Annotated in this window: 18 protein-coding genes and 1 pseudogene; 6 read left to right on the top strand and 13 right to left on the bottom strand. The window is 49.9% G+C overall.

Features of this window, described 5'->3' with window-relative positions:
* Positions 1-3: 3 nt before the first annotated feature.
* From ABV298_RS07150 to ABV298_RS07160, 3 genes and pseudogenes are all read right to left on the bottom strand, one after another.
* Complete coding sequence (locus ABV298_RS07150) at positions 4-1,146, bottom strand: glycerate kinase (protein WP_353721463.1); 1,143 nt, start codon at positions 1,144-1,146, stop codon at positions 4-6.
* Positions 1,147-1,165: 19 nt separating this feature from the next.
* Positions 1,166-3,467 (bottom strand): annotated as a pseudogene (locus tag ABV298_RS07155) (transglycosylase domain-containing protein).
* Between the two features lie 50 nt (positions 3,468-3,517).
* Complete coding sequence (locus ABV298_RS07160; protein ID WP_353721464.1) at positions 3,518-5,719, bottom strand: tetratricopeptide repeat protein; 2,202 nt, start codon at positions 5,717-5,719, stop codon at positions 3,518-3,520.
* Between the two features lie 161 nt (positions 5,720-5,880).
* Between ABV298_RS07160 and ABV298_RS07165 the strand changes: the two genes are divergently transcribed.
* The 5 genes from ABV298_RS07165 to atpH all read left to right on the top strand — a co-directional run bounded on the left by ABV298_RS07165 (position 5,881) and on the right by atpH (position 9,120).
* Positions 5,881-6,105, top strand: a complete 225-nt coding sequence (locus ABV298_RS07165) for an AtpZ/AtpI family protein (RefSeq protein WP_353721465.1) — start codon at positions 5,881-5,883, stop codon at positions 6,103-6,105.
* Between the two features lie 408 nt (positions 6,106-6,513).
* The gene (gene atpB, locus ABV298_RS07170) at positions 6,514-7,608 is read left to right on the top strand and encodes a F0F1 ATP synthase subunit A (protein ID WP_353721466.1); all 1,095 of its coding nucleotides are present in this window, start codon (positions 6,514-6,516) and stop codon (positions 7,606-7,608) included.
* A gap of 45 nt (positions 7,609-7,653) precedes the next feature.
* Positions 7,654-7,917: an ATP synthase F0 subunit C gene (gene atpE, locus ABV298_RS07175; RefSeq protein ID WP_019942415.1), complete on the top strand. Its 264-nt coding sequence runs from the start codon at positions 7,654-7,656 to the stop codon at positions 7,915-7,917.
* A gap of 146 nt (positions 7,918-8,063) precedes the next feature.
* Positions 8,064-8,558, top strand: coding sequence for a F0F1 ATP synthase subunit B (atpF, locus tag ABV298_RS07180; protein WP_353721467.1), 495 nt, complete (start codon positions 8,064-8,066; stop codon positions 8,556-8,558).
* Positions 8,559-8,583: 25 nt separating this feature from the next.
* A complete protein-coding gene (gene atpH / locus ABV298_RS07185; protein WP_353721468.1) occupies positions 8,584-9,120 on the top strand; it encodes an ATP synthase F1 subunit delta in 537 nt (178 codons plus the stop codon).
* Between the two features lie 59 nt (positions 9,121-9,179).
* On the opposite strand, the gene ABV298_RS07190 is transcribed toward atpH, so the two are convergent.
* The 10 genes from ABV298_RS07190 to ABV298_RS07235 form a co-directional block, all read right to left on the bottom strand.
* Complete coding sequence (locus tag ABV298_RS07190) at positions 9,180-10,061, bottom strand: sugar phosphate isomerase/epimerase (protein ID WP_353721469.1); 882 nt, start codon at positions 10,059-10,061, stop codon at positions 9,180-9,182.
* A gap of 31 nt (positions 10,062-10,092) precedes the next feature.
* Entirely contained in the window at positions 10,093-11,784 is a 1,692-nt protein-coding gene (locus tag ABV298_RS07195; protein WP_353721470.1) for an alpha/beta hydrolase-fold protein, read from the bottom strand.
* A 94-nt stretch (positions 11,785-11,878) separates the two neighbouring features.
* Entirely contained in the window at positions 11,879-14,419 is a 2,541-nt protein-coding gene (locus ABV298_RS07200) for an ATP-dependent Clp protease ATP-binding subunit (RefSeq protein WP_353721471.1), read from the bottom strand.
* 65 nt (positions 14,420-14,484) lie between these two features.
* Positions 14,485-15,144, bottom strand: coding sequence for a WbqC family protein (locus ABV298_RS07205; protein ID WP_353721472.1), 660 nt, complete (start codon positions 15,142-15,144; stop codon positions 14,485-14,487).
* A gap of 105 nt (positions 15,145-15,249) precedes the next feature.
* A complete protein-coding gene (locus ABV298_RS07210) occupies positions 15,250-15,876 on the bottom strand; it encodes an L-threonylcarbamoyladenylate synthase (RefSeq protein WP_353721473.1) in 627 nt (208 codons plus the stop codon).
* Between the two features lie 31 nt (positions 15,877-15,907).
* Positions 15,908-16,900, bottom strand: coding sequence for a glycosyltransferase (locus tag ABV298_RS07215; RefSeq protein ID WP_353721474.1), 993 nt, complete (start codon positions 16,898-16,900; stop codon positions 15,908-15,910).
* A gap of 119 nt (positions 16,901-17,019) precedes the next feature.
* Positions 17,020-17,952, bottom strand: coding sequence for a YihY/virulence factor BrkB family protein (locus ABV298_RS07220; protein WP_353721475.1), 933 nt, complete (start codon positions 17,950-17,952; stop codon positions 17,020-17,022).
* A 13-nt stretch (positions 17,953-17,965) separates the two neighbouring features.
* Positions 17,966-18,385, bottom strand: a complete 420-nt coding sequence (locus ABV298_RS07225) for a thioesterase family protein (protein ID WP_353721476.1) — start codon at positions 18,383-18,385, stop codon at positions 17,966-17,968.
* Positions 18,386-18,387: 2 nt separating this feature from the next.
* Positions 18,388-19,425, bottom strand: coding sequence for an endolytic transglycosylase MltG (gene mltG / locus ABV298_RS07230; RefSeq protein ID WP_353721477.1), 1,038 nt, complete (start codon positions 19,423-19,425; stop codon positions 18,388-18,390).
* Positions 19,426-19,472: 47 nt separating this feature from the next.
* Positions 19,473-20,552 (bottom strand): Ldh family oxidoreductase, encoded by a 1,080-nt coding sequence (locus ABV298_RS07235; RefSeq protein ID WP_353721478.1) that lies wholly within the window; start codon positions 20,550-20,552, stop codon positions 19,473-19,475.
* 124 nt (positions 20,553-20,676) lie between these two features.
* Here ABV298_RS07235 and ABV298_RS07240 point away from each other — a divergent pair, with 124 nt between their 5' ends.
* Positions 20,677-21,300, top strand: a complete 624-nt coding sequence (locus ABV298_RS07240) for a DUF502 domain-containing protein (protein WP_353721479.1) — start codon at positions 20,677-20,679, stop codon at positions 21,298-21,300.
* The last annotated feature ends 236 nt before the right edge of the window (positions 21,301-21,536 follow it).

Below are 21,536 nucleotides of genomic sequence, written 5' to 3' on the forward strand. Positions count from 1 at the left end.
GGACTAAACTACGCCCCTGTTGAAGAAAAACAACCGCACCAATTGAAAAGTTGCGTCGCTCACAAGCTGGAATGCTTCGTTTTGCGCGCTGTTCAGGTCCATCGGGCGATTTAAAACGGAAGTGGCATAAGTAATACCCACTGCCCTGGCCTGCTCCGGGGTGATCTGCAAAGTACCGCAAACCACAGCCAACGGCACGCGGCGGCCTTTACAAAGCGCCGCGAGTCCTTTCACTACCTTGCCTGCCAGTGTCTGCTCATCTATCTTCCCTTCGCCGGTAATGACCAAATCGGCATTGGCCACCAGCGTGGCGACGTTGCATTGTTCCATGACAATGCTGATACCCTCTTTCAGTTCCGCATTCAAAAACCACAGGCAGCCCGCGCCGAGGCCTCCTGCCGCACCTGCTCCCGGCATTTGGCTCACGTCACGCCCGAATACACGAGTGGCCACCTGCGAGAGATTTTCGAGTCCCTGATCGAGCTTTGCCACCATTTCGGGATCGGCCCCTTTTTGCGGACCATATACAAATGCGGCACCGTCTTTGCCATATAACGGATTCGTTACGTCACAAGCTACTACTATTGACACCAATCCAAGTCGTGGGTCGGCATTATGCTTGTCGATGAACGCGATTTTTCCGAGCGACCCGCCGTTTGGCAGCAACGTATGCCCCTCTGCGTCCTTGAAGGCATAGCCAAGCGCTTCCGCCATTCCTATACCGCCGTCGGTAGTGGCGCTACCGCCGATTCCGAGAATGATCTTTTTCACACCGCGGTCCAATGCATCGACAATGAGCTGCCCTGTCCCGAATGTACTTGTAAGAAGCGGATTGCGTTCTTCTGCTTTCAAAAGACTGAGGCCCGAAGCCGCAGCCATTTCAATGAATGCGACCTCGTGGTCACCCGAAATCCCGTAAGTAGCCTTGGTTTGCCGGTTAAGCGGGTCCATGACTGTCACCGGCACTTCCCAGCCACCGGTCACCTGTGTCAATATCTTCGCAGTCCCCTCGCCGCCGTCGGCCAGCGGGATCGCTGTTACTCTGGCTTGCGGATATGCCTTTTTGATGCCATCGTTTACGGCATCGCATACTTCCGCGGCTTCCAGAGAACCGCGAAATTTGTCGGGGGCAACGAGAATATGCACGGGCAAGGGTTTAAATATGTCAGAACAAAACGCCTTCGTCGTCGGACCGCGATGGCGGGATATAGGTATCGGTGCTGTCCGTCACCACGCCCCCGCATTCGCGTACGTAGTTTTCAGGCTTGTTGAACGGACCTTTCCGATACTGGACGAGCGTTGGGTCCGCATACACTTTCTGCATAAACAAACCCCAGGCCGGCATCGCAATGCGGCCGCCCTGCCCGTAGGCAATCGTACGGAAGTGGATGCTGCGGTCTTCCCCCCCTACCCAGATGCCGGAAACGAGATTCTGCGTCATGCCCATGAACCAGCCATCCGAATAGTTAGACGTAGTACCGGTTTTAGCGGCGATCTCATTGCCCTCAGTCACGCCGTACTGACGCAGGCGGCCTGCCGTTCCTCCGGGATCTTCTACCGCACCGCGCATCAGGTACAGCATATTGTAAGCCATATTCGCGCTGATCTCCTGGTTTTGCTTTTGAAAAAATTCCTGCAAAACATTGCCATAGCGGTCCTCGATGCGCAGGATCGTCATGGGTTCCGTCCTGTGCCCCCCATTCGCAAATGCGCAGTACGCACCCACCATTTCATACACCGATACGTCGCTGATACCCAGGCAAAGCGAAGGCACTTCCTGCAATTTGCTGGTAATCCCCAGTTTATGAGCATATTCCACCACGGTCTTCGGGCGCACCATCTTCATCAGATAAGCACTCACCGTGTTTACGGATTTACCCAATGCCTGTCGCAGCGAAAGCGATTGGTAAGAGTACTTGTTGTTGGAGTTATGCGGCGACCACCCCCCCCCCCGGCACCCCGTCCGATGGTCCGAAATAGACCGGCTGGTCGGTCACGTGGTCGCAGGGTGTGAGAAAATTTTTATCAAGGGCCGAAACATATACGAATGGTTTGAAGGTAGAACCTGGCTGCCGTGCTCCCTGCTTCACATGGTCATACTTAAAATATTTGAAGTTAATGCCCCCTACCCACGCCTTCACATGACCGTTACGCGGGTCCATGGACATCATCCCCGCGCGCAGGAAGCGCTTGTAATAGGCAATGGAGTCGAGCGGGCTCATGGTCACCTCTTTCTCCCCATTCCAGGTAAAAACCTTCATTTTATATGGCTTACGCATGATCTTCCAGGCCGCTTCTTCGCCCAGATCTCTTTTCAGGGAAATGAAATGCGGAGACCGTCTGGCAGCCGTTTCAATGAAGCCCGGGATTTCCTTGCCGTTATCGAATGTCCACGGATTGCGGCCTTTCCAGTGCTCGTCGAACAGTTTTTGCTGCACTTTCATGTGCTCGATGACCGCCTCTTCCTGATAGCGCTGCATACGGGAGTCGATGGTAGTATAAATGCGCAGGCCGCTTGTATAGAGGTCAAGGTCGGTGTCGTGTTCCTCGTTGTACAATTTCACCCAGCTTTTGAGATAACCGCGCATGGACTCACGGAAATATGGTGCGAGGCCGGTATTGTGGCTGTCAACCGTAAAATTCAGTCCCAGCGGCTTTTCTTTCAACCTCGAAAATTCTTCTTCGGGGATGTAATCATATTTGTACATCTGCGCCAGAACCGTGTTTCTGCGGTTCAATGCATTGGTCGGGAAACGCAACGGGTTGAACAACGTCGGATTCTGGAGCATTCCCACCAGCAATGCGGCCTCGGTCACATTCAAGTCCCAGGGCTCTTTATCGAAATAGGTCTTCGAGGCAACTTTGATACCATAGGTGTTATTCCCGAACGAAACCGTGTTCAGGTACATCTGCATGATCTCCTGTTTGGTATATTTCCTTTCCAACACCACTGCCAATACCCATTCCTTCGTTTTGGCAATCACAATGCGGACAACCGGAATTTTCCCTAAAAGCCCTTCATATTCCTCGGAACGCGTATTGAAAAGGTTTTTGGCAACCTGCTGCGTAAGCGTGCTACCACCACCGGAACTCGAATTACCCGAAATGACGCCCTTAAATACCCGCAACAGGCTCCGGGGATCGATGCCCGAGTGGTTCACGAAACGCGCGTCTTCTGTGGCCACCAGCGCGTCGATGAGGTTGGGCGAGATTTGCGCGATGTCTATGGGTGTGCGGTTTTCAAAAAAATATTTCCCCAGCGACTTCCCGTCTTCGCTGATGAGCTCCGATGCCAGTTCGCTCTTGGGATTTTCGAGCGTTTTCAGGTCGGGCATGCCGCCGAACAACCACAAAAAATTAAAACGGACTGCAACGATGTAGAATATGATCAGACCCAGTCCCAGGCCAACAAACCGCCAGAGACGGACAATGGTACGCCGATACTTTCCGGGTTGTAATTCAATCATAATGTGGGGTGGTAGGTTACTGGAAAAGGCAAATATACGATTTCACCCTATTATCTATTACCCATCGACACGGAATTGAAGTCCTGCATTTCCTTGATGCGGGGCAGGTAAATGCTCGTCGGATAGAGCCGCATAAACTCTGTAATAGCCTGCGCATAGGCTTCTTTACCCCGCACTTTGCCAATCAAAAAAACGCGGAGCAATGCGAACTTGTCCTCCATGGAACTGCCTTTGTAGGACGGCAGGTTTTTCTCGATGTCTTCCAATGCTTTGGTATAATTGCCATCCGCATACAACTTGTACATGGCTTCATACTCCTTCATCGCATTGCCTGAAGTGCCGCTGGCATCCGTAGACTTGTTCACCAGCCGCGCGTAGGTAGAATTGGGATACTCGCTAAGCAACTTCGATTTCCACGACTCCTTCTGGGCCGAATTCTCTTCATTGCTAAGGAAAAGCAGATAGTAAATCTCATCCTTATATTGTGTCTGAGGATATTCCGAAAGTACCCTTTCGAATGCGGCAATAGCGCGATTAGACTCTTTCAGGTCGAAACGGTAGATTTTCCCCAGGTTGTAAAGTGCTTCTTCCTTCTTTTTCTGGGAAGCGGCAAATGCCGTATCCGTCAGGGGAACGTCCTTTTTGAGCAGTGCATGCACCTGGTCCCATTCCGGCGTCCCTTTTTTCAAGCCGGTATTTTCCTGCGGTGCCTGCGCTACCGCCATGCTGTCGCTTCCGGTTCCATTGTTACCTGCGAGCGAGCGCAATGGCCGGCTGCTGCGGCGCCAGTCGTCTTCCAGGGGCCGGTTCCCCCATATTCGTTTGAACTCGATTTTCCCTTTGTTGACAAGCGCCGGGTCGTATAACTCCCAGCGACGTTCGCCACCATTTACCAGCGGGTTACCGCCATTTTGCTGTAAACTCGCATTCTGGGCGGCGATTTGCGCTTTCCTGGCTTTTTCTTCCTCTTCCAGGCGCTTTCTCTCCCGGGCCTCGATAATTGCGTCGATCTTGTTATCCAGCGCGGCGGGGTTCATTTTTGCCAATCTTTGCAAACTGTCTTCGGTGGAAACCACAGTATATTGGGTGACAAAATTGTCGAGTGCCCGTTTTCTATCGGCAACCAGCCGGTATTCCGGCGCTTCCTGTGGGAGAATCGCTAGTGCGCTGTCGTAATAGGCTTTGGACATTTCGAAATTTTCAAGCGATTCATATTCGATCCGCGCCAGTTGCAGGTAGGTATAAGCTTTTTGCTGCATATTGCCTTTTGAAACCGAGGCGGCTTTCTGCAGGTAACCTACCGCCTCCGGAATCTGCTTTTTGTGCTCGGCCAGCAAGCCCATGGTGAAATACACACGGTCTTTCAGGTCGTCGTTTTTCCGGTCGCGGAGCATCTTCTCAAAACCCACGTCACCCAGGTCGCGCTGGGGGTTCAGTACTACCTCGTTTTGAAGGGAATTCATCGAAGAATAGAAGCCCAGGTCGTAGTTCGGCTTGTTTTTGCTTACGCTTTTATAATGCCTGTTGGCCAATGCGTACTGGCCGAGGCGGTCGTACATCTGAGCCGCCGCGAAATGAATGCGTGCCGTTTCGACGGATTTTTTCAGGAGGGGGAATGTCTCTTCCAGAATCGCGACCGACGTCAGATACTCGCCGTTTTGCTGATGGAGATATGCTTTGGTAAGATAAAAATCACGTTGTGCGCTTTTGGTGAGCGGTTGCTGGCTAAGGTACTCGGCCACGCCCAATGCATTGGAATAATCCTTATGTTCGATGTATGCCCGCATCAGGACGATCAACGCATTGTTTTTGTCGTTCTCGTCGCGCCCGTTGGCGTATACGTAACGCAATGCTTCCAGGCCGTCGGCCCATTCACCCAGATATAACCGCGACTTGCCCAGCAGGATATAGCTGTTGTCGATCCATTTGCTGTTCTGATGTTTTTCAGCCACGATCGACGCTTTCTTGATCGCGTCCAGCAACCTGGGTTTTACCGCCTGCGCCCGTACGGAGTCCATCGGGAGCAGTATCGGAAGCAGTTGGTTATAGTTTTCCTTGTAAGCCTTTTGCATTTCGTATTCCGCTTCCAGCATATCCTGCTCGGCCATGAAGTAGGCATTGTACCGCGCAGCTACATTATGGAAAGTAATCGCGCCGGGCCGTGAACTGTACTGCGAGCAGGCAGCCACAACGAGCGTAACGGCTAGTAAAGGTAATGTGCGTCGGATATGGGAGGTAAAGCGGTCGATCACGAAATTGACTTTAATGGGGTGTTGCTGTTCGGTCAGGTTAGCAAACCTAAAACGGTATTTTCAATAAATCCGTATCGAAGATAATGCCATTTACAAAATTTGAAGCAATTTTACCCCGATATTCTACCATTGTTTTTCAACTGAAACGGGCGTTACCGATTATGGCGGATCCTAAAAAGCCGGTAGACAAGGGCCAGGCGTCGCGCTTCCTGAAATACTCGGGCGTGGCCACGCAAATGCTGGGCACTATTCTCGCGTTCACCTACGGCGGCTACCGGCTCGACGACTGGCAGCAGAACAAGGTGCCCGTGTGGACGCTCGTGCTGTCGCTGACATCCATAGCCGCCTCGCTGTACCTTTTGATAAGAAGTTTTACCAGGCAATAATTTCTCTTCGCCCACGCACGCAAATGCTACGTACCCTGATCGCAACCATTTCGCTTGGAATTGTATTTTTCCTTGCTCAAAAACTTCACCTGGATTCGTTCCTGCATCCTTATATATGGTACATTCTGGTGTTCTTTTTCGGACTGGCATTTCTGGTGCACCGGCTGATGGAGTTCGGAATGCAAAACAAACGCGAGAAATTTGTCACTTTTTACATTTCCAGCATCGTTGTCCGGATCATTCTCAGCATCATTTTTATCGCCATTTTTTTATACAGAGGGCTAACTGATTCATTCCTATTCGTTATCAACTTTTTTTGCACTCTATTTATTTTATACATGTTTTGAAATATATGGTTTGTATCGTAACTTGCGCCGCGATTGACAAAGCATAGTATTTCAAGCATTTATGTATACCCATCTGAGACGGTTTTTTACTATCGCCCTTGTAGCGGCAACATGCCTTTTTAACCTCCCGGCCCGCGCCGACGAACCTACCCAGCACGAAGCTGACAAGGTCGCCCAGGCGGTGAACGAGGAAGAGCATAAAATTGAACATAAGCTTGAAGAGCACGAGGAAGAATTCAACATCGGCGAGATGATCATGCACCACATTGCTGACTCTCACGAATGGGAATTCACCCACGGAGTTGTGCTTCCCCTTCCCGTAATCCTTTATTCGGAAGACCGCGGCTTGGAGGTTTTCATGTCTTCGAAATTCCACAACGAACATCACGAATACAACGGCTACCATCTGGTACACGGCGATTCGGAGCAAATCGTACCGGTTGACGAATCCCGCAAAGTATACGACTTCTCGATCACCAAGAACGTAGCATCCATGCTGCTGAGCGCCCTGATCCTGATCCTGGTCTTCACCAGCATCGCAAGCTGGTACAAAAACAGCAAAGGCAAAGCTCCGAAAGGTTTCAACTCGGCCATGGAGGTGATCATCCTCTTCATCCGCGACGAGGTTGTGAAACCGAACGTGGGCCCGCGCTACGAGAAATACCTCCCTTACCTGTTGACGTTGTTCTTCTTCATTCTGATCAACAACATCATGGGCCTTCTTCCGGGATCGGCTAACCTTACCGGCAACATCGCCGTTACCATGACACTGGCGGTATTGACGTTCATCATCGTTCATCTGAATGCGAACGGCCATTACTACAAGCACCTTGTAAAACCAACCGGCGTTCCTGCCCCGCTGTTGCTGATTATGATCCCTGTCGAGATCGTAGGTGTATTCATGAAGCCATTCTCCCTGATGGTCCGGTTATTCGCCAACATCACAGCGGGCCACATTATCCTGCTGAGCCTTTTCGGTCTGATCTTTATTTTCCAAAGCTTCGTGATCGCCCCGGTAATCTCATTGTTCGCATTGTTCCTGAACTTCATCGAGATCATGGTAGCGTTCATCCAGGCATTTATTTTCACACTATTGTCGTCCATGTATATCGGAAGCGCGATCGAAGAGCATAGCCACGCCGACCACGGACATTGATTCTGAATCTCTTTTTTATTAATTATATTTAAAACAAACACAATTATGTTGCTTCAAATTTTGCTTCAAGCTGCTGAACAGGGTGGTGCAGGTCTTGCGGTTTTCGGTGCTGCTATCGGCGCAGGTCTCGCTGCTATCGGTGCTGGTCTTGGTATCGGTAAAATCGGTGGTAGCGCAGTTGAAGGTATCGCCCGTCAACCAGAAGCTGCCGGTGCTATCCAAACTGCCATGCTGATCATCGCGGCGCTTATTGAAGCGGTAGCGCTTTTCGCAGCGGTAATCTGTCTGCTTATCTCTTTCAAGCTTTAATAGCTTCCGAAAGGGGACCGTCGCCCCGGCGCGCTAGGCCCGGACGCGGCGTAAAAACATTCTCGTGGGAGCATTAGGCTTCCACGAAATTTTAATAAGAAGAGAGAAGACTAAGATCATTCTTACACTCAAAAACTCATTTAACTATGTCATTGCTTACTCCAAACCCAGGCCTTATTTTCTGGATGCTGGTAGTATTTTTGCTGGTGGTTTTCATTCTGGCCAAATTTGCCTGGAAACCTATCCTGAAAGGTCTCAAAGACCGTGAAAACGAAATCCAGGGTGCTTTGGACCTTGCCGAAAAAACCCGTGCTGAAATGGCACAGTTGAAGTCGGACAACGAAAAACTGATTGCGGAAGCGAACGCTGTGCGCGACCAGATCCTTCGCGACGCGAAAGACGCTGCCGACAAAACCATCGCAGAGTCGAAAGACAAAGCGGCTATCGAAGCACAAAAAATCATCGAAAGCGCACGCGAAACCATCCGCAACGAACAGGCTGTGGCCGTGAGCAAAATCAAAAAAGAAGTCGCTACGCTTTCATTGGAAATTGCTGAGAAAGTACTGAACCGTGAACTGGCCGATAAAGCAGCGCAGGAAAAACTGATCGCTGACCTGGCTTCATCCGCACGTCTTAACTAATCAGCATTCTTAATTCAAAATTCCGATGTCAGTAAGTATTGTAGCATCCAGATATGCAAAATCGCTGATCGAGCTGGCGAAAGAACAGAATGTTCTGGACACGGTTTATCAGGACATGCTGCTGTTCAAAGACACAGCGGACAAGAACCGCGGCCTGATGCTCGCATTGAAAAGCCCCGTAGTGCGTCACGAGAAGAAATCGGGGATTCTGAAAGCTCTTTTCAAAGAGCGTGTAAGCCCCGTTTCATTCGCGATATTCGATATCATCACCAAGAAAAACCGGGAGGCCATCCTGGACGAAATCGCGGTGGAATTTATCAAAGCTTATAATGCTTACAAGGGAATCGAAAAAGCGACCGTAGTAACCCCTACCCCGCTGACCGACGAACTTCGTAAGCAATTCACCGATATTGTTGCCAAGGCAACCGGAAAAACGGTAGAACTGGCCGAAAAAGTAGACAATGCTTTAATCGGCGGATATGTGCTGACAGTGGGCGACCGCCAGATCGACGCTTCGCTGCGCAGCCGTTTGAACGAGCTTAAATTACAGTTAGTAAACTGAAATTTTTATCTGCATAATTTGGAAGACCCGGCTGCGATGCGGCCGGGTCTTTTTTTACGCTAAACTTTCATCTTCACGACATTCTTGTAGCTCGTCTCGATTGCCTGCACCGGTGGCACCTTCGCGACGTCCTGCTCCACGAAGAAATGCGTCATACCTGCGAGTTTGCGATTATCGAAAATCTTCTTGAAATCGATCGAACCCGTTCCTACCTCGGCAAATGAACCATCTTTCTTGTCGATATCCTTCACGTGCCACAGCGGGAAACGGCCCGGATATTTCTTAAACAACGCCACCGGATCGATGCCCGCTTTCACGGCCCAATACAAATCGAGTTCGAGCTTTACGAGCTTGGGATCGGTTTTACCGGCGATGTAATCGTAAGGCAGTTCGCCGCCGATTTTCTTGAATTCGAAATCGTGGTTGTGGTAGCCGAATTGCAGGCCCGCTTTCTTCGCTACTTCACCCGATTTGTTGAACAGATCGACATACTTCTTGTATTGGTCGATTGTTTTGCGCTCCGATTCGGTCAGGTAAGCACAATTCACATACTTTTGTCCGATTTCCGCTGCATCATCAACCGCTTTCTGCCAGCCGTTGCTTAATGTACCCTTCGCCGTTTTATTCTCCACACCGGCGCCATAATGGCCGCTTACCGGGTTCAGGCCAAGGTCGCCCAGAATCTTCTTGAATTCCTTAGGCGTTTTCCCAAAAAACTTGCCGTCCGAATAACCGAAAAGTTCTACCTCCTTATAACCGATAGCGGATACTTTTTTCAGCGTGCCTAGAAGGTCTTTGGCTATTTCATTACGAAGCGTGTACAGTTGCAAGCCAATTGGCGAAGGGGCTTTTACGTCCAATTTCGGTAACATGGGCGCAGCCAGCATGAAAGCACTGGCTTTGAGGAACGATTTCCGGGAAATCTTTTCGTTGTAATCCATTGGGTTAATGATCAAAAAAGTAAAAAATAAACTACGGGGTAATATCAACGGCTCCGGACGCTGAAAGCTTGCGTTTCGTATCGTCGTCGAGCTTCCATTCCTGCGTGAAGTAATGATCGATCAGCAGATTAACGGACGAATCTTTAAAGAAAATAATGTCTTTGAATTCGGAAAGCTTGCGGTGCATCGCCGGTACAAAGGGAAAGCCTTCGTCCTTCGTGCCTGCCCACCACGGCAAACCCGAGCTTACCACCATATAATGCCCTTCCATTGGTACGACATAAAACAAGCCGTGCGAAGTGTCGGTCTTCTTTAAATGCACGGGAAGCTGATCGGCGTATTTACTGATCAAAGCATTGCTTTCTTTCGTCCCGAACAAGATTAGATTAGAACTTTCTATGTCGCTCGGGCGTACTTCTTTGTCGGCCAGCACGCGGGGAAAGAACATTACACGTCCAAGAAACTCGCCCCGGTACTGCGACCAGCTCGCAGCCTGCGTAGCGATATCGACGCGCTTTTTCAGTTCCTCGGGAGAAGGATTGTCGGCCGTTCCGTACACATACACGTGACGCGAAGAGAACGCCGCATAAATAGGTCCCTCGGCGCCTTTTTTCTTGCCTGTGTAAATGGACATGATCGTCGCACCTTCCACGGCCCATTTGCCGGCGACCGACTCGCGGAATAACGTTACCACACTGTCTGTCTTCGCATTTACATTAGAGCCATCGATTTTAAGTGTCAAGGCAGCGCCCGGTTTGAATTTCGGATGGCCTTTCAGGTTTAGTGTAAACTTTTCCAGGTTTTTGGTCGTGATATCCAACGCATTTTCCTTGGTAAACTTCGCATCGATCTCGGCCAGTTTTCCATATGAAAACCGGTTAAACTGCACCCAGAATGCCTTATCGTATTTGTATTGCCTGCTTACAAACCGCACGCGGTTCGGATACGGATTGCGTTTGAAATCCTTGAACCATTCGAAAATGTATTCATTGTCGTAGGCGTTCACCCAGCTATCGTGCTTCACGTCTACAAATTCTTTATAACTCACTTCCGCGCCCAGATCCTGCAAATGGCTCACCCATTTCTGCGTACCGGCCACGGGCACAACCGGGTCGGCATCGCCGTGGAAGAAATGCACGGGAAAATTAGTCGCATTGGGTGCGAGGTCGAATGTGCCTGCGGGCGGCGCGGGGCACACGGGCGCAATGGCCGCCCATATATCCGGGCGCGAGAGCCCGATCCAAAGCGTTCCGCCCCCACCCATGGAGAGGCCGGTCAGGTAGGTACGGTCCTCGTCGATTTTAAACCGCATTTTAACGTCTGCCAGTACGTCGTATACGTCCTGCTCGGGAATGCCCTGGTAACCCGCCGTTCCGCGCGCATAGGGTGAGGCTACAATGTAATCGACGTTATCCCATTTCGGAAAATAGCGGGTGGCTTCTACATCTGTTTCGCCCTCGGCATTGCTTTTGCCAAATACGCGCCTCAATGCCAGCCGGTGGTTGGAGCCGGCCCCGTGCAGCATGATTACGAGCGGATATTTTTTGTTTTCGTCGAAATTCTCGGGAAGGTAGAGGCCATAGGGCTGCTCGGTATCGTCGGCGTCGGAGAAGAAGGTCAGGACTTGCGGGCCCGAAGGTAATTTTTGTGCAAACACGTCGGTATTAGTTGCTGCAAGCGTGAGCGTTACGCCCAGCACAGCGCTTTTCCAGTTAGGTCCCATTGGTTATACGAATTTTCGATGGCTAAATATAAAAAAAAGGCAGGTCTTTCGACCTGCCTTTTAAGCTACTTTGTGCTTTCAGAGCGATGCAAATCTAGTTTGCGAGCTCCTCTTCTTTTTTGCGAACACTAATAACGAGTTGTTCACTCTTTTCTTCATGATCGGCTACCAGTACATCGCCTTCACGCAGATCACCTTTCAGTATTTCTTCCGCTACGGGATCTTCCAGGTATTTCTGGATCGCCCGGTTCAAAGGACGCGCTCCGTATTGCGGATCGTAACCTTTGTCGGACAGGAAGTCTTTCGCAGCGATGGTCAATTCGATTTCGTAACCGAGACCTTTCACACGGCTGAACAGCTTGCCGAGCGAAATATCGATGATGCGGTGCAAATCTTCGCGTTGCAGCGAGTTGAACACGATCACATCGTCGAGACGGTTCAGGAATTCCGGAGAGAATGCTTTACGCAATGCGCTCTGGATAGTACCTTTCATAATGTCGTCCTGGTTCTCGGCCCTTGCTTTGGTAGAGAAACCGATTCCTGTTCCGAAATCTTTCAAATCACGCGCTCCGATGTTCGAGGTCATGATGATGATCGTGTTTCGGAAATCGACCCTTCTGCCCAGACCGTCCGTCAGGATACCGTCGTCGAGCACTTGCAACAGGATATTGAACACGTCAGGGTGCGCTTTTTCGATCTCGTCCAGCAATACAACGCTGTATGGTTTACGGCGGATTTTCTCCGTCAGTTGGCCACCTTCTTCATAACCCACATATCCCGGAGGCGCTCCTACCAGACGCGATACGCTGAATTTCTCCATGTACTCGCTCATGTCGATGCGCACCAGCGAATCCTCCTTGTCGAACAAATAAGTCGCCAATACTTTCGCAAGCTCGGTTTTACCTACACCGGTTGGTCCAAGGAAAATAAACGAGCCGATCGGTTTCTTGGGATCTTTCAAACCGACACGGGTTCTTTGAATCGCTTTCACCAGTTTTTCGATTGGCGGGTCCTGACCGATCACTTTCGCTTTCAGTTCGTCGGCCATATTCAGCAATTTCTTGCCTTCGTCCATCGATACGTTGGTTACAGGAATACCCGTCATCATCGCAACCACCTCAGCTACATTCTGTTCTGTAACGGTATAGCGTTTCTGCTTGGTTTCCTCCTCCCATGCCAGTTTGGCTCTTTCCAGTTGGTCGATCAGCTTCTTCTCACGATCTCTCAATTGGGCAGCTTCTTCGTATTTCTGACTCTTAACAACCCGGTTTTTCTCCTGTTTGATATTCTCGATCTGTTCTTCGAGCATCAGAATATCCTCGGGAACGGTGATGTTGCTGATGTGGACACGAGCACCCACTTCGTCGAGCACGTCGATAGCCTTATCCGGCAGGAAGCGGTCGGTAATGTATCTTTCTGAAAGTTTCACCGCCGTGCTGATCGCCTCGGGCGTATAATTCACATGGTGATGATCTTCGTATTTGTCTTTGATATTGGTCAGGATCTGAACCGTTTCTTCGATGGAGGTCGCATCTACCATGACCATCTGGAAACGACGGGCCAGTGCGCCGTCTTTTTCGATGTACTGGCGGTATTCGTCCAGCGTGGTAGCTCCGATACATTGGATTTCCCCGCGTGACAAGGCCGGCTTGAACATATTCGAAGCGTCCAGAGAGCCCGATGCACCGCCCGCGCCTACAATCGTGTGCAGCTCGTCGATGAACAGGATCACATCCGGTGACTTTTCCAGCTCGTTCATAACCGCCTTCATTCTCTCTTCAAACTGGCCGCGGTATTTGGTACCGGCCACGAGCGAAGCAAGGTCGAGTGTAACGACACGCTTGCCGAAAAGCACACGGGATACTTTTTTCTGAACGATCCGCAAGGCGAGACCTTCCGCGATGGCTGTTTTACCAACGCCCGGCTCACCGATCAGGATCGGGTTATTCTTCTTACGGCGGCTAAGGATTTGCGCTACGCGTTCGATCTCTTTCTCACGTCCGACGATCGGGTCGAGCTTGCCTACTTCCGCCATTTTGGTCAAATCCCTTCCAAAATTATCCAGAACAGGTGTACGGGATTTTTCAGCACCCTTGGATTCTTTACCGGAAGAAGAGCCTCCACCGCCTCCAAACATTCCGCCTCTGGCTTCATCATCCCCGTCTTCGGTCTCCGGCCCCATATGAGGTCTGGATCCGGATGATTGATATTCTAACATTTCCTTGATGACTTCGTAGTTAACATTGAATTTATGCAATATCTGGGTACCTACATTGTCCTCGTCGCGCAGTATCGAAAGAAGCAAGTGTTCGGTGCCGATGAGCGTGCTCTTGAAAATCTTGGCTTCCAGATATGTGATCTTCAATACCTTCTCCGACTGCCTCGTCAGAGGGATATTCTGCAAATTTTTGACATTATTTGTGGCTGCACCTTTGGTTGCCTGCTCGATCGTCTGGCGGACATCGTCCAGCGACACGCCGAGTTTTTTCAGCAACCCTATGGCTACACCATCACCCTCACGGATCATTCCTAATAACAAGTGTTCTGCTCCAATGTAATCATGACCCAGGCGGAGGGCTTCTTCCCGGCTCATCGAGATTACTTCTTTCACTCTATTCGAAAATTTTGCTTCCATTGTGTAGCAATAAAAAGTGTTTATTATTCTAAACGCTACTTGATTCCCGTTTGTTCAAAATAGCCCTATTGAGACTTACAGGATCTTAACAAAACACTTTTTGCTTCCGGCCCCATATTAAACAGTAAATCAACGATACTTAAATTCCCCACAAAATCATTCCCGAAGGTCTGGTAATAAGGTGTCGGGCTGTAATATTTATGCAAATCCGGCTGTTTCCGGTTGTTTATGAGCGAAATAGCGTTTTCAACGACTTTGTCACCGCTTTTCACTCCTGACAAATTGTACTGAATATCTTTCCTTATTCCAGTCAATCTAAGACAAATTGTCAACAATTCATAGTTCAGATCGACCAGGTACGTGGGCCTCTTTTCATAAATGCGGATAAACTCGTGGGCGTAATACTCGTAAAACGGAGATTTCCCGTAAGCGGACTGCAGGCAACCCAGATGGCGCCTCGTCCAATCCTGGTTATAGTCAATCAAAATATCTTTTGTGGAGCTCGCCGGACCGTACCCTTTTACAGGAACTGTCAGCGTATCTATTTTATTGGTAGTGAGCACACTGCACCGGTTCCTGTAAGTCTGCTTCACATACCTCTCCTCAATATCAATGTAGACCCGGTCGTACTGTAATATACAAGTAAAATACTCTAAACAAGGCAGATACTGCAATTCAATCCGTACTTCCGTGGACTGGCCCTCTTTAACTAAAAAATCCGACACTATCAAATATGGTAAAGGCTTATGATATTATCAAAAAATTTATAATAATTATTTTGTACGGTCAGCAATGTTCAACAGCAACTTAAATCATTACAATTCTCGACATCAGAGGAAGATCGAGGTGTCTCCCAGGCCTTCGCGAACAATCTCGAAATCGTCCCCGTCTGCCTTTACGATAGTGGACGCCACATTGCCCCCGTAGCCACCATCCACAACCATATCCACCTGGTGCTGAAACTTCTCGAATATCAGCTCGGGATCGGTCGAGTATTCGATGATCTCGTCGTCGTCGCGGATGGAAGTCGTCACAATCGGGTTTCCTAACTCTTTTACGATCAAACGGGGAATAAGGTTGTCTGGCACCCTAATCCCCACCGTTTTTTTATTGGTATTCAGAAGCTTGGGAACACTACTCGTCGCTTCGAGAATGAATGTATACGGCCCGGGCAGCACCTTTTTCATGATTTTAAATGCGGTATTATCCACTTTCGCGAAGTCGGCGATGTGGCTCAGGTCGTAGCAGATGAATGAAAAGTCGTTTTTCTGAGGCTTAATGCCTTTGATCCGGGCTATTTTCTCGACGGCCCGGGTGTTGTAAATATCGCAGCCCAAACCGTAAACCGTATCGGTCGGATAAATCACCAAACCTCCGTCGCGAAGGCAATCCACCACCTGACGTATCCGTCGCTCGTCGGGATTCTGGGGATATATTTTAATAAATTCAGCAGGCATAAGGGAATTTTTACTTTCTGACCTAACAAAATCAAAATGCAAATCCTTCCTGCGGGGCCATTTTTTTTAAGTTTTCGATATAGAACCGGTAGGCGAAATTCACCGGCAAATGCAACCGGCACATCAGGACGATCAGCTCCGTCTGCCAGCCCGGATTCTCGATATAGTTCAATAACCGGCGGAATCTGACAGCCAGTTCAAACTCCTGGGCATACAGGCATTTTCTGATAAATGTACGGATACGCGCCGCTAAAAGATCGAACTCCTTCTGATCGCGGTTGAGATCGTAGGCTTTATTGCAAACGGCGTAACAGGATTGCAGCATGCCGCTGCCCTTCTTGTAAACGGCCGTGGAAAGCGAAGTCTTTAAAACCCGTTTTTTGGTAAGGACCTCGTCCAGGTAGAAGTATTTGAAACGAACCGAAGAGCGGACCCAGAAATCGAAATCCTCGAATGCCAGCGTTTCATCGTAGCCCCCAAGCTGTTGCAATGCGGCCGTGCGCATCATCATCGTAGGCGTGCAGATGAAGTAGCGCTCAAGAATATTTTTGTAAACATCGCCCGAAGGGACCTTACCGGTTGCCCTTCCTTTCGAATCGGTTTCATAATGGTTATGCAACCGCTGACCTGATTTTCCGATGTAACGTGCATTCGTGAATACGACGGCATAGTTCTCTGAGAGCCGTTCAAATGCTTCCACTTGCTTTTCGACGCGGTCGGCGATCATCACGTCGTCGCCCGAAAGGTCGATGACATATTTTCCCTGCGCGATCGTCAATCCCTGGTTGAATGCCCTGCAAAGGCCGACATTGTAGCGGTTTCGGATTACCTGGAAGGCAGGTGCCTTCGCCCTGAAACTCTCGATCACACCCAGCGTATTGTCTTTACTGGCATTGTCTATAACGACCAGTTGGATGTACGGGTAAGTCTGATAAAAAACGGAAGTCAATGCTTCCTCGATGTACTTCTCCTGATTATAAGCCGTCAGGATTATTGTAACGAGTGGTTTTTCCAAGTTTGTCATGTCGTGCGCTCCATTGCGGTCCCTTCATTACGGTGGTTATTTCGGAGGGGATAAGGACACCGCACCACAAAATTACCAACTACAAACCGGAGATGCCCAGAATGTTATTATCCGGCAAATCACCGTTTTACGGCCCGCCGGGAGGTGACACGGCTGCGCGCCCGACTGATACTCGCATTGATTTCGAAACCCAGAATAATCACAAACGCGAGCAGATAAATCCAGATCATAAGTGCGATCATCGTGCCTATCGAGCCATAGAGTTTGTTGTAGGAACTGAAACGCGACAAATAGAAGGAAAAACCGTAAGTGGCGGCCAATATCAGTATGGAGGCGATCACCGAGCCGGCGTTAACGAACGTAAATTGCTTTCCGTGAGAAGGCGCAAAACGGTAAATAATCGAGATCGCAAGCATCAGCGAACCGAAGCTGATCAGATACCGCAGGATATTCAGCAATGCGATGAGCCAGTTATCGCGGATAATATGCCATTCGCCGATGATATTCATGACGGCATCGCCAACGATCAGCAGCACCACTGAAAGAAACAGCACGGCGATTAAAAGCAACGTCAGCAGCATCGCTATGCCGCGAACGGCCAGGAATCCCCGCGTCTCGTTATCGTCATACACCATGTCGAACGAGCGCATAAGCGACATCATGCCGTTCGTCGAGGCGATCATCGCGAATATAAAACCCAGCGACAACACGCCGGAACGCGGACGGCTCACAATGTCCAGAATCGTCTGATCCGCCGCTTCGAAAGTCCCCCGTGGCATGTTATCCCGCAGCAGTTCGAGAATCTGCTGGTCCAGGTTTTCGATCGGAATATAGGGTATGAGCGTAAAAAGGAAGATTATTCCCGGAAATGCAGCCAATGTGAGACTGTAAGCCACCGCCGAAGCCCTTTGGTCGATTTCGTGTTTCCGGTTGCTGGCAACCAGATTCAGGATAATGTCATACAATGAAACCGTTCCCCGGAACAGCGTCGTTTGCTGCAACCAGAGGATAAGGTGCTTGATATGTCGGTTTTTCAACAGTCTTTCAAGCATATCCGGCCGCGAGTTATGCGTTGGGTTCGAAATAAGGTTTCAGTTTTTCCAGCAGTTTTTCAGGTGCCGGACAAAGTTTGCCGGTATCCTTCCGCTGAAAAACCAGTGTGGTGTCACCGGTATTCAGCAAAACACGTTCCTGGTTCCGGATTTCGTAGGTAAACCTGATACGGACGCCGGGCATTTCCTCAATTTTGACCAGGATATTCAGTTCGTCGTCGTAGCGCGCCGGTTTCAGGTATTTGTAATGACATTCGTAAACCGGCATCATCACGCCCGAATCTTCCATCGCCTTGTAATGAAAATCAAGGCTCCGCAATGCCTCTACCCGGCCGATCTCATAATACCGTGCGTAATTGCCATAATACACATAACCCATCTGGTCGGTATCCGCATACCGAACCCGAATTCCTTTGACTTCGTGAACAAACATCCTTACTTCATAATTTTCAACCGGTTCAACTCTGCCTGATAGAGACGTGCATTGTTGAGATGGTCGGCGTAATTGGTGGCAAAAGCGTGGTAATTGGAAAGGTCCGCCTTAGCGCACATATAAATATAATCGTGCTTTTCGTAGTTCAATACCGCATTCAGCGAGTTGAAGTCAGCGACACGGATCGGCCCGGGAGGCAAGCCCGTGTTAGTGTAGGTATTATACGGCGATTTGACCAGCAGATGCTGGTTAAGAATGCGCTTGATGGCAAAGTCCTGCAATGCGAATTTGATGGTCGGGTCGGCTTGCAGCGGCATATTCGCCCTCAGACGGTTGATATACAAGCCGGCTACCCGGGGGCGCTCGTCTACCTTGCGAGCCTGCTCCTCTTCGACGATAGAGGCCAATATCGAAACCTGAACGGGCGTCAGGCCGATTTCCCTGGCTTTCGCGATCTTCTCGTCGGTCCAGTACTTTTTGTACTCGCTATGCATGCGGTCGAGGAACTTCTCGGTACCGGTAGTCCAATAGATTTCGTAGGTATTCGGTAGGAACATCGACACGATCGTCAATGTATCCAGGCCATATTTATTACAAACAGCGGGATCGTTCAGTGCCTTCCGGAAATTATCTTCCCCAAATTCGAAGCGGGAGCCGATGCGTTTGATCAGGTCTTCTTTCAGGCGGATGTTGTTAAATGTGAGTTTAACCGCATCCTGGCTGCCCGACGACAGCTTTTTAATCACTGCGTAGTTATTACTCTCCGGCTTGATCACATACCGGCCGGGTTTCACTTTCTCGGTGTACTTCAAAAACTTCGCGAGAAACTGAAACGAAACATGATCGTTGATCACATCATGCTTGTTCAGCGAGTCGAGGACGGTTTTGTAAGTGGCACCCTCCGGAATAAGCAACACGAAGCTCGACTTCTTGTCGACCTGCAAGTTCGGCGTCCGGAAGATCTGCCAGAAATAGAAGGAAAACGTGGTGAAGAGGATCGCGATCGTGACAAACAATCCTATTTTAAAGTTGCGGGACATATGTTTCAGGCTTTCGGCTATCGGCCGTTGGCTTTTGTTTTTCTTTTTTACAAATTGATTTCAAATGGTATGCCGAAACGCTTCGCAAGTTCGTCGAGTGACAAAACTACCGGTTCCAGCAACCTGATGCCTTTCACACTGCGGTCTGCTTCCATCTCTCTTTCGGGGTCGCCGGGAATGAGCACTTTTTCGCCATCCACAGCCCGCGCATTACGGAATGCTCCGATCCATTTGTCCATATCCGCCTTGAACTCTTCGGCTGGCCGGAAGCCGTCCACGCGCATAGCGCCCAGGAAATGCCCGGTTCCGAGGCCCACACTTTGCTGTACGCCCATAAATCCGGCGGTAGCGAATGGCGGCACCCACGGCCCAAAGTTAGCACCGGAAAGCACACCGGAAAAGATATCGACAATGGCCCCGAGGCCATACCCTTTGTGACTGCCATGCTCGCGGTCGGAACCCAGCGGCAGCAACCCGCCGCCGCTTTTTACGGCATTGGAATCCGTCGTAGGATTACCGTCGGCGTCCTGCGCCCATCCCAATGGCGCGGGAAGGCCTTTTCTTTGCAATATTTCAAATTTACCATACGCCACGGCCGTCGATGCGAAGTCTGCCACAAAGGCAGGTTCTGTCAATGCAGGTACCGCAACGGCAATCGGATTCGTACCTAATAATTTATCGAGCGAAAAGGTTGGCGTAACGAGCGGCGCCGCGTTGGTCATGGTCCAGCCGATCATGTCCTTTTGCAAAGCCAGCATGGCATGGTAGCCCGCAATACCGAAGTGGTTCGAATTTCTGACCGATACCCAGCCCGATCCCACTTTCTCGGCCTTTTCCATCGCGATTTCCATCGCTTTTGGCGCCACCACCAATCCTAATCCGCGATCGCCATCGACAACGGCCGTGCTGGGCGTCTCATAGGCAATGGCAACATTCGGCTTCGGGTTCAAACGGCCATGATCGTAAAGCCTCACATATCCCGCCAAACGCGCGATACCATGGGAATCCACACCGCGCAGATCCGCACTAACCAAAACTTCGGAAGCCAGCCGTGCCTCTTCCTGTGAACATCCTATCGCCAGAAAAACCTGCTCGGTAAAATGTTTTAAATAACTGGCCTGGTACATATACGTCAAATAATGAACTTCTTGCTAATTTTACCGGTACCGCCAACCAGCGCGCGCTGCGTGCCGCAACCAGCCGTCCGCAACTGGCCGTCCGCAACCAGCTGTCTGCGCCCGGCGTGCAAATATGGAAATTAAAAACGCATTCCTCAAACGCATCATCAGCTACTTCATCCGGGGGCTTGTGCTGGTGGCGCCACTTTACGCGACCGTCCTGATCATCTGGTCGGGTGTCGAATACCTCGATAATATCCTTCCCATCGAAATCCCCATTTCGAACAAGCAGACGGTGTATTTGCCGGGGCTGGGCGTGCTGATTATCCTTTTCGGCATCATCCTGCTCGGCTTTCTGTTTTCGACGATCGTCCCGCAGTCGTTTTTCAAATTTACGGAAGGCATCATGCGCCGCATTCCGCTGGTTAGTCTGATCTACTATTCCATCAAAGACCTCATACTGGCATTTGTAGGGGATAAAAAGAAGTTCAACCAGCCGGTGCTGGTGACAATGTATAAGGAAACCAATATCAAAAAGATAGGCTTCATTACGCAAACCGACCTGAGCCACCTTAAAATCGCCGACCATGTGGCTGTGTATATGCCGCTTTCCTACTCGCTTTCCGGTGAGCTTTTCATTGTTCCGGCCGAGAACGTAACGCCGGTCGACGCCAGGGCAACGGATGTAATGAAAATGCTTGTATCCGGTGGTGTCTCCGTGAAGGTTTCGAAAGAAGAAACGGCGGAAGACGACTAGTTTAACCCGTTTTTAATGAGCAACAATGCAACAGTCGTGCCCGTTTAAGAGAATGATTCCCTATATTTGAACCATTCTTTTAGTACTATGAGACAACTCCTTCCCATTGTCGTTTTGCTGTTCCTGGGGAATATCAAAGCATGGTCGCAAGACCATTATGACCCTAAAAAAGCCCTTTCCAGTGAAGAACTCTTTCTGAAACAGGGTAGCAGCAGCCGGGTAATCGCCACACCGGG

Origin of the sequence: Dyadobacter sp. 676, from assembly GCF_040448675.1 — a bacterium.
Lineage (GTDB): Bacteria > Bacteroidota > Bacteroidia > Cytophagales > Spirosomataceae > Dyadobacter.

What these genes read in the sequence shown, in the direction of transcription:
- ABV298_RS07165 (WP_353721465.1), top strand. Translation starts at nt 5,881, where the DNA reads ATGGCGGATCCTAAAAAGCCGGTAGACAAGGGCCAGGCGTCGCGCTTC.
- atpB (WP_353721466.1), top strand. Translation starts at nt 6,514, where the DNA reads ATGTATACCCATCTGAGACGGTTTTTTACTATCGCCCTTGTAGCGGCA.
- atpE (WP_019942415.1), top strand. Translation starts at nt 7,654, where the DNA reads ATGTTGCTTCAAATTTTGCTTCAAGCTGCTGAACAGGGTGGTGCAGGT.
- atpF (WP_353721467.1), top strand. Translation starts at nt 8,064, where the DNA reads ATGTCATTGCTTACTCCAAACCCAGGCCTTATTTTCTGGATGCTGGTA.
- atpH (WP_353721468.1), top strand. Translation starts at nt 8,584, where the DNA reads ATGTCAGTAAGTATTGTAGCATCCAGATATGCAAAATCGCTGATCGAG.
- ABV298_RS07190 (WP_353721469.1), bottom strand. Translation starts at nt 10,061, where the DNA reads ATGGATTACAACGAAAAGATTTCCCGGAAATCGTTCCTCAAAGCCAGT.
- ABV298_RS07195 (WP_353721470.1), bottom strand. Translation starts at nt 11,784, where the DNA reads ATGGGACCTAACTGGAAAAGCGCTGTGCTGGGCGTAACGCTCACGCTT.
- ABV298_RS07200 (WP_353721471.1), bottom strand. Translation starts at nt 14,419, where the DNA reads ATGGAAGCAAAATTTTCGAATAGAGTGAAAGAAGTAATCTCGATGAGC.
- ABV298_RS07210 (WP_353721473.1), bottom strand. Translation starts at nt 15,876, where the DNA reads ATGCCTGCTGAATTTATTAAAATATATCCCCAGAATCCCGACGAGCGA.
- ABV298_RS07215 (WP_353721474.1), bottom strand. Translation starts at nt 16,900, where the DNA reads ATGACAAACTTGGAAAAACCACTCGTTACAATAATCCTGACGGCTTAT.
- ABV298_RS07220 (WP_353721475.1), bottom strand. Translation starts at nt 17,952, where the DNA reads ATGCTTGAAAGACTGTTGAAAAACCGACATATCAAGCACCTTATCCTC.
- ABV298_RS07225 (WP_353721476.1), bottom strand. Translation starts at nt 18,385, where the DNA reads ATGTTTGTTCACGAAGTCAAAGGAATTCGGGTTCGGTATGCGGATACC.
- mltG (WP_353721477.1), bottom strand. Translation starts at nt 19,425, where the DNA reads ATGTCCCGCAACTTTAAAATAGGATTGTTTGTCACGATCGCGATCCTC.
- ABV298_RS07235 (WP_353721478.1), bottom strand. Translation starts at nt 20,552, where the DNA reads ATGTACCAGGCCAGTTATTTAAAACATTTTACCGAGCAGGTTTTTCTG.
- ABV298_RS07240 (WP_353721479.1), top strand. Translation starts at nt 20,677, where the DNA reads ATGGAAATTAAAAACGCATTCCTCAAACGCATCATCAGCTACTTCATC.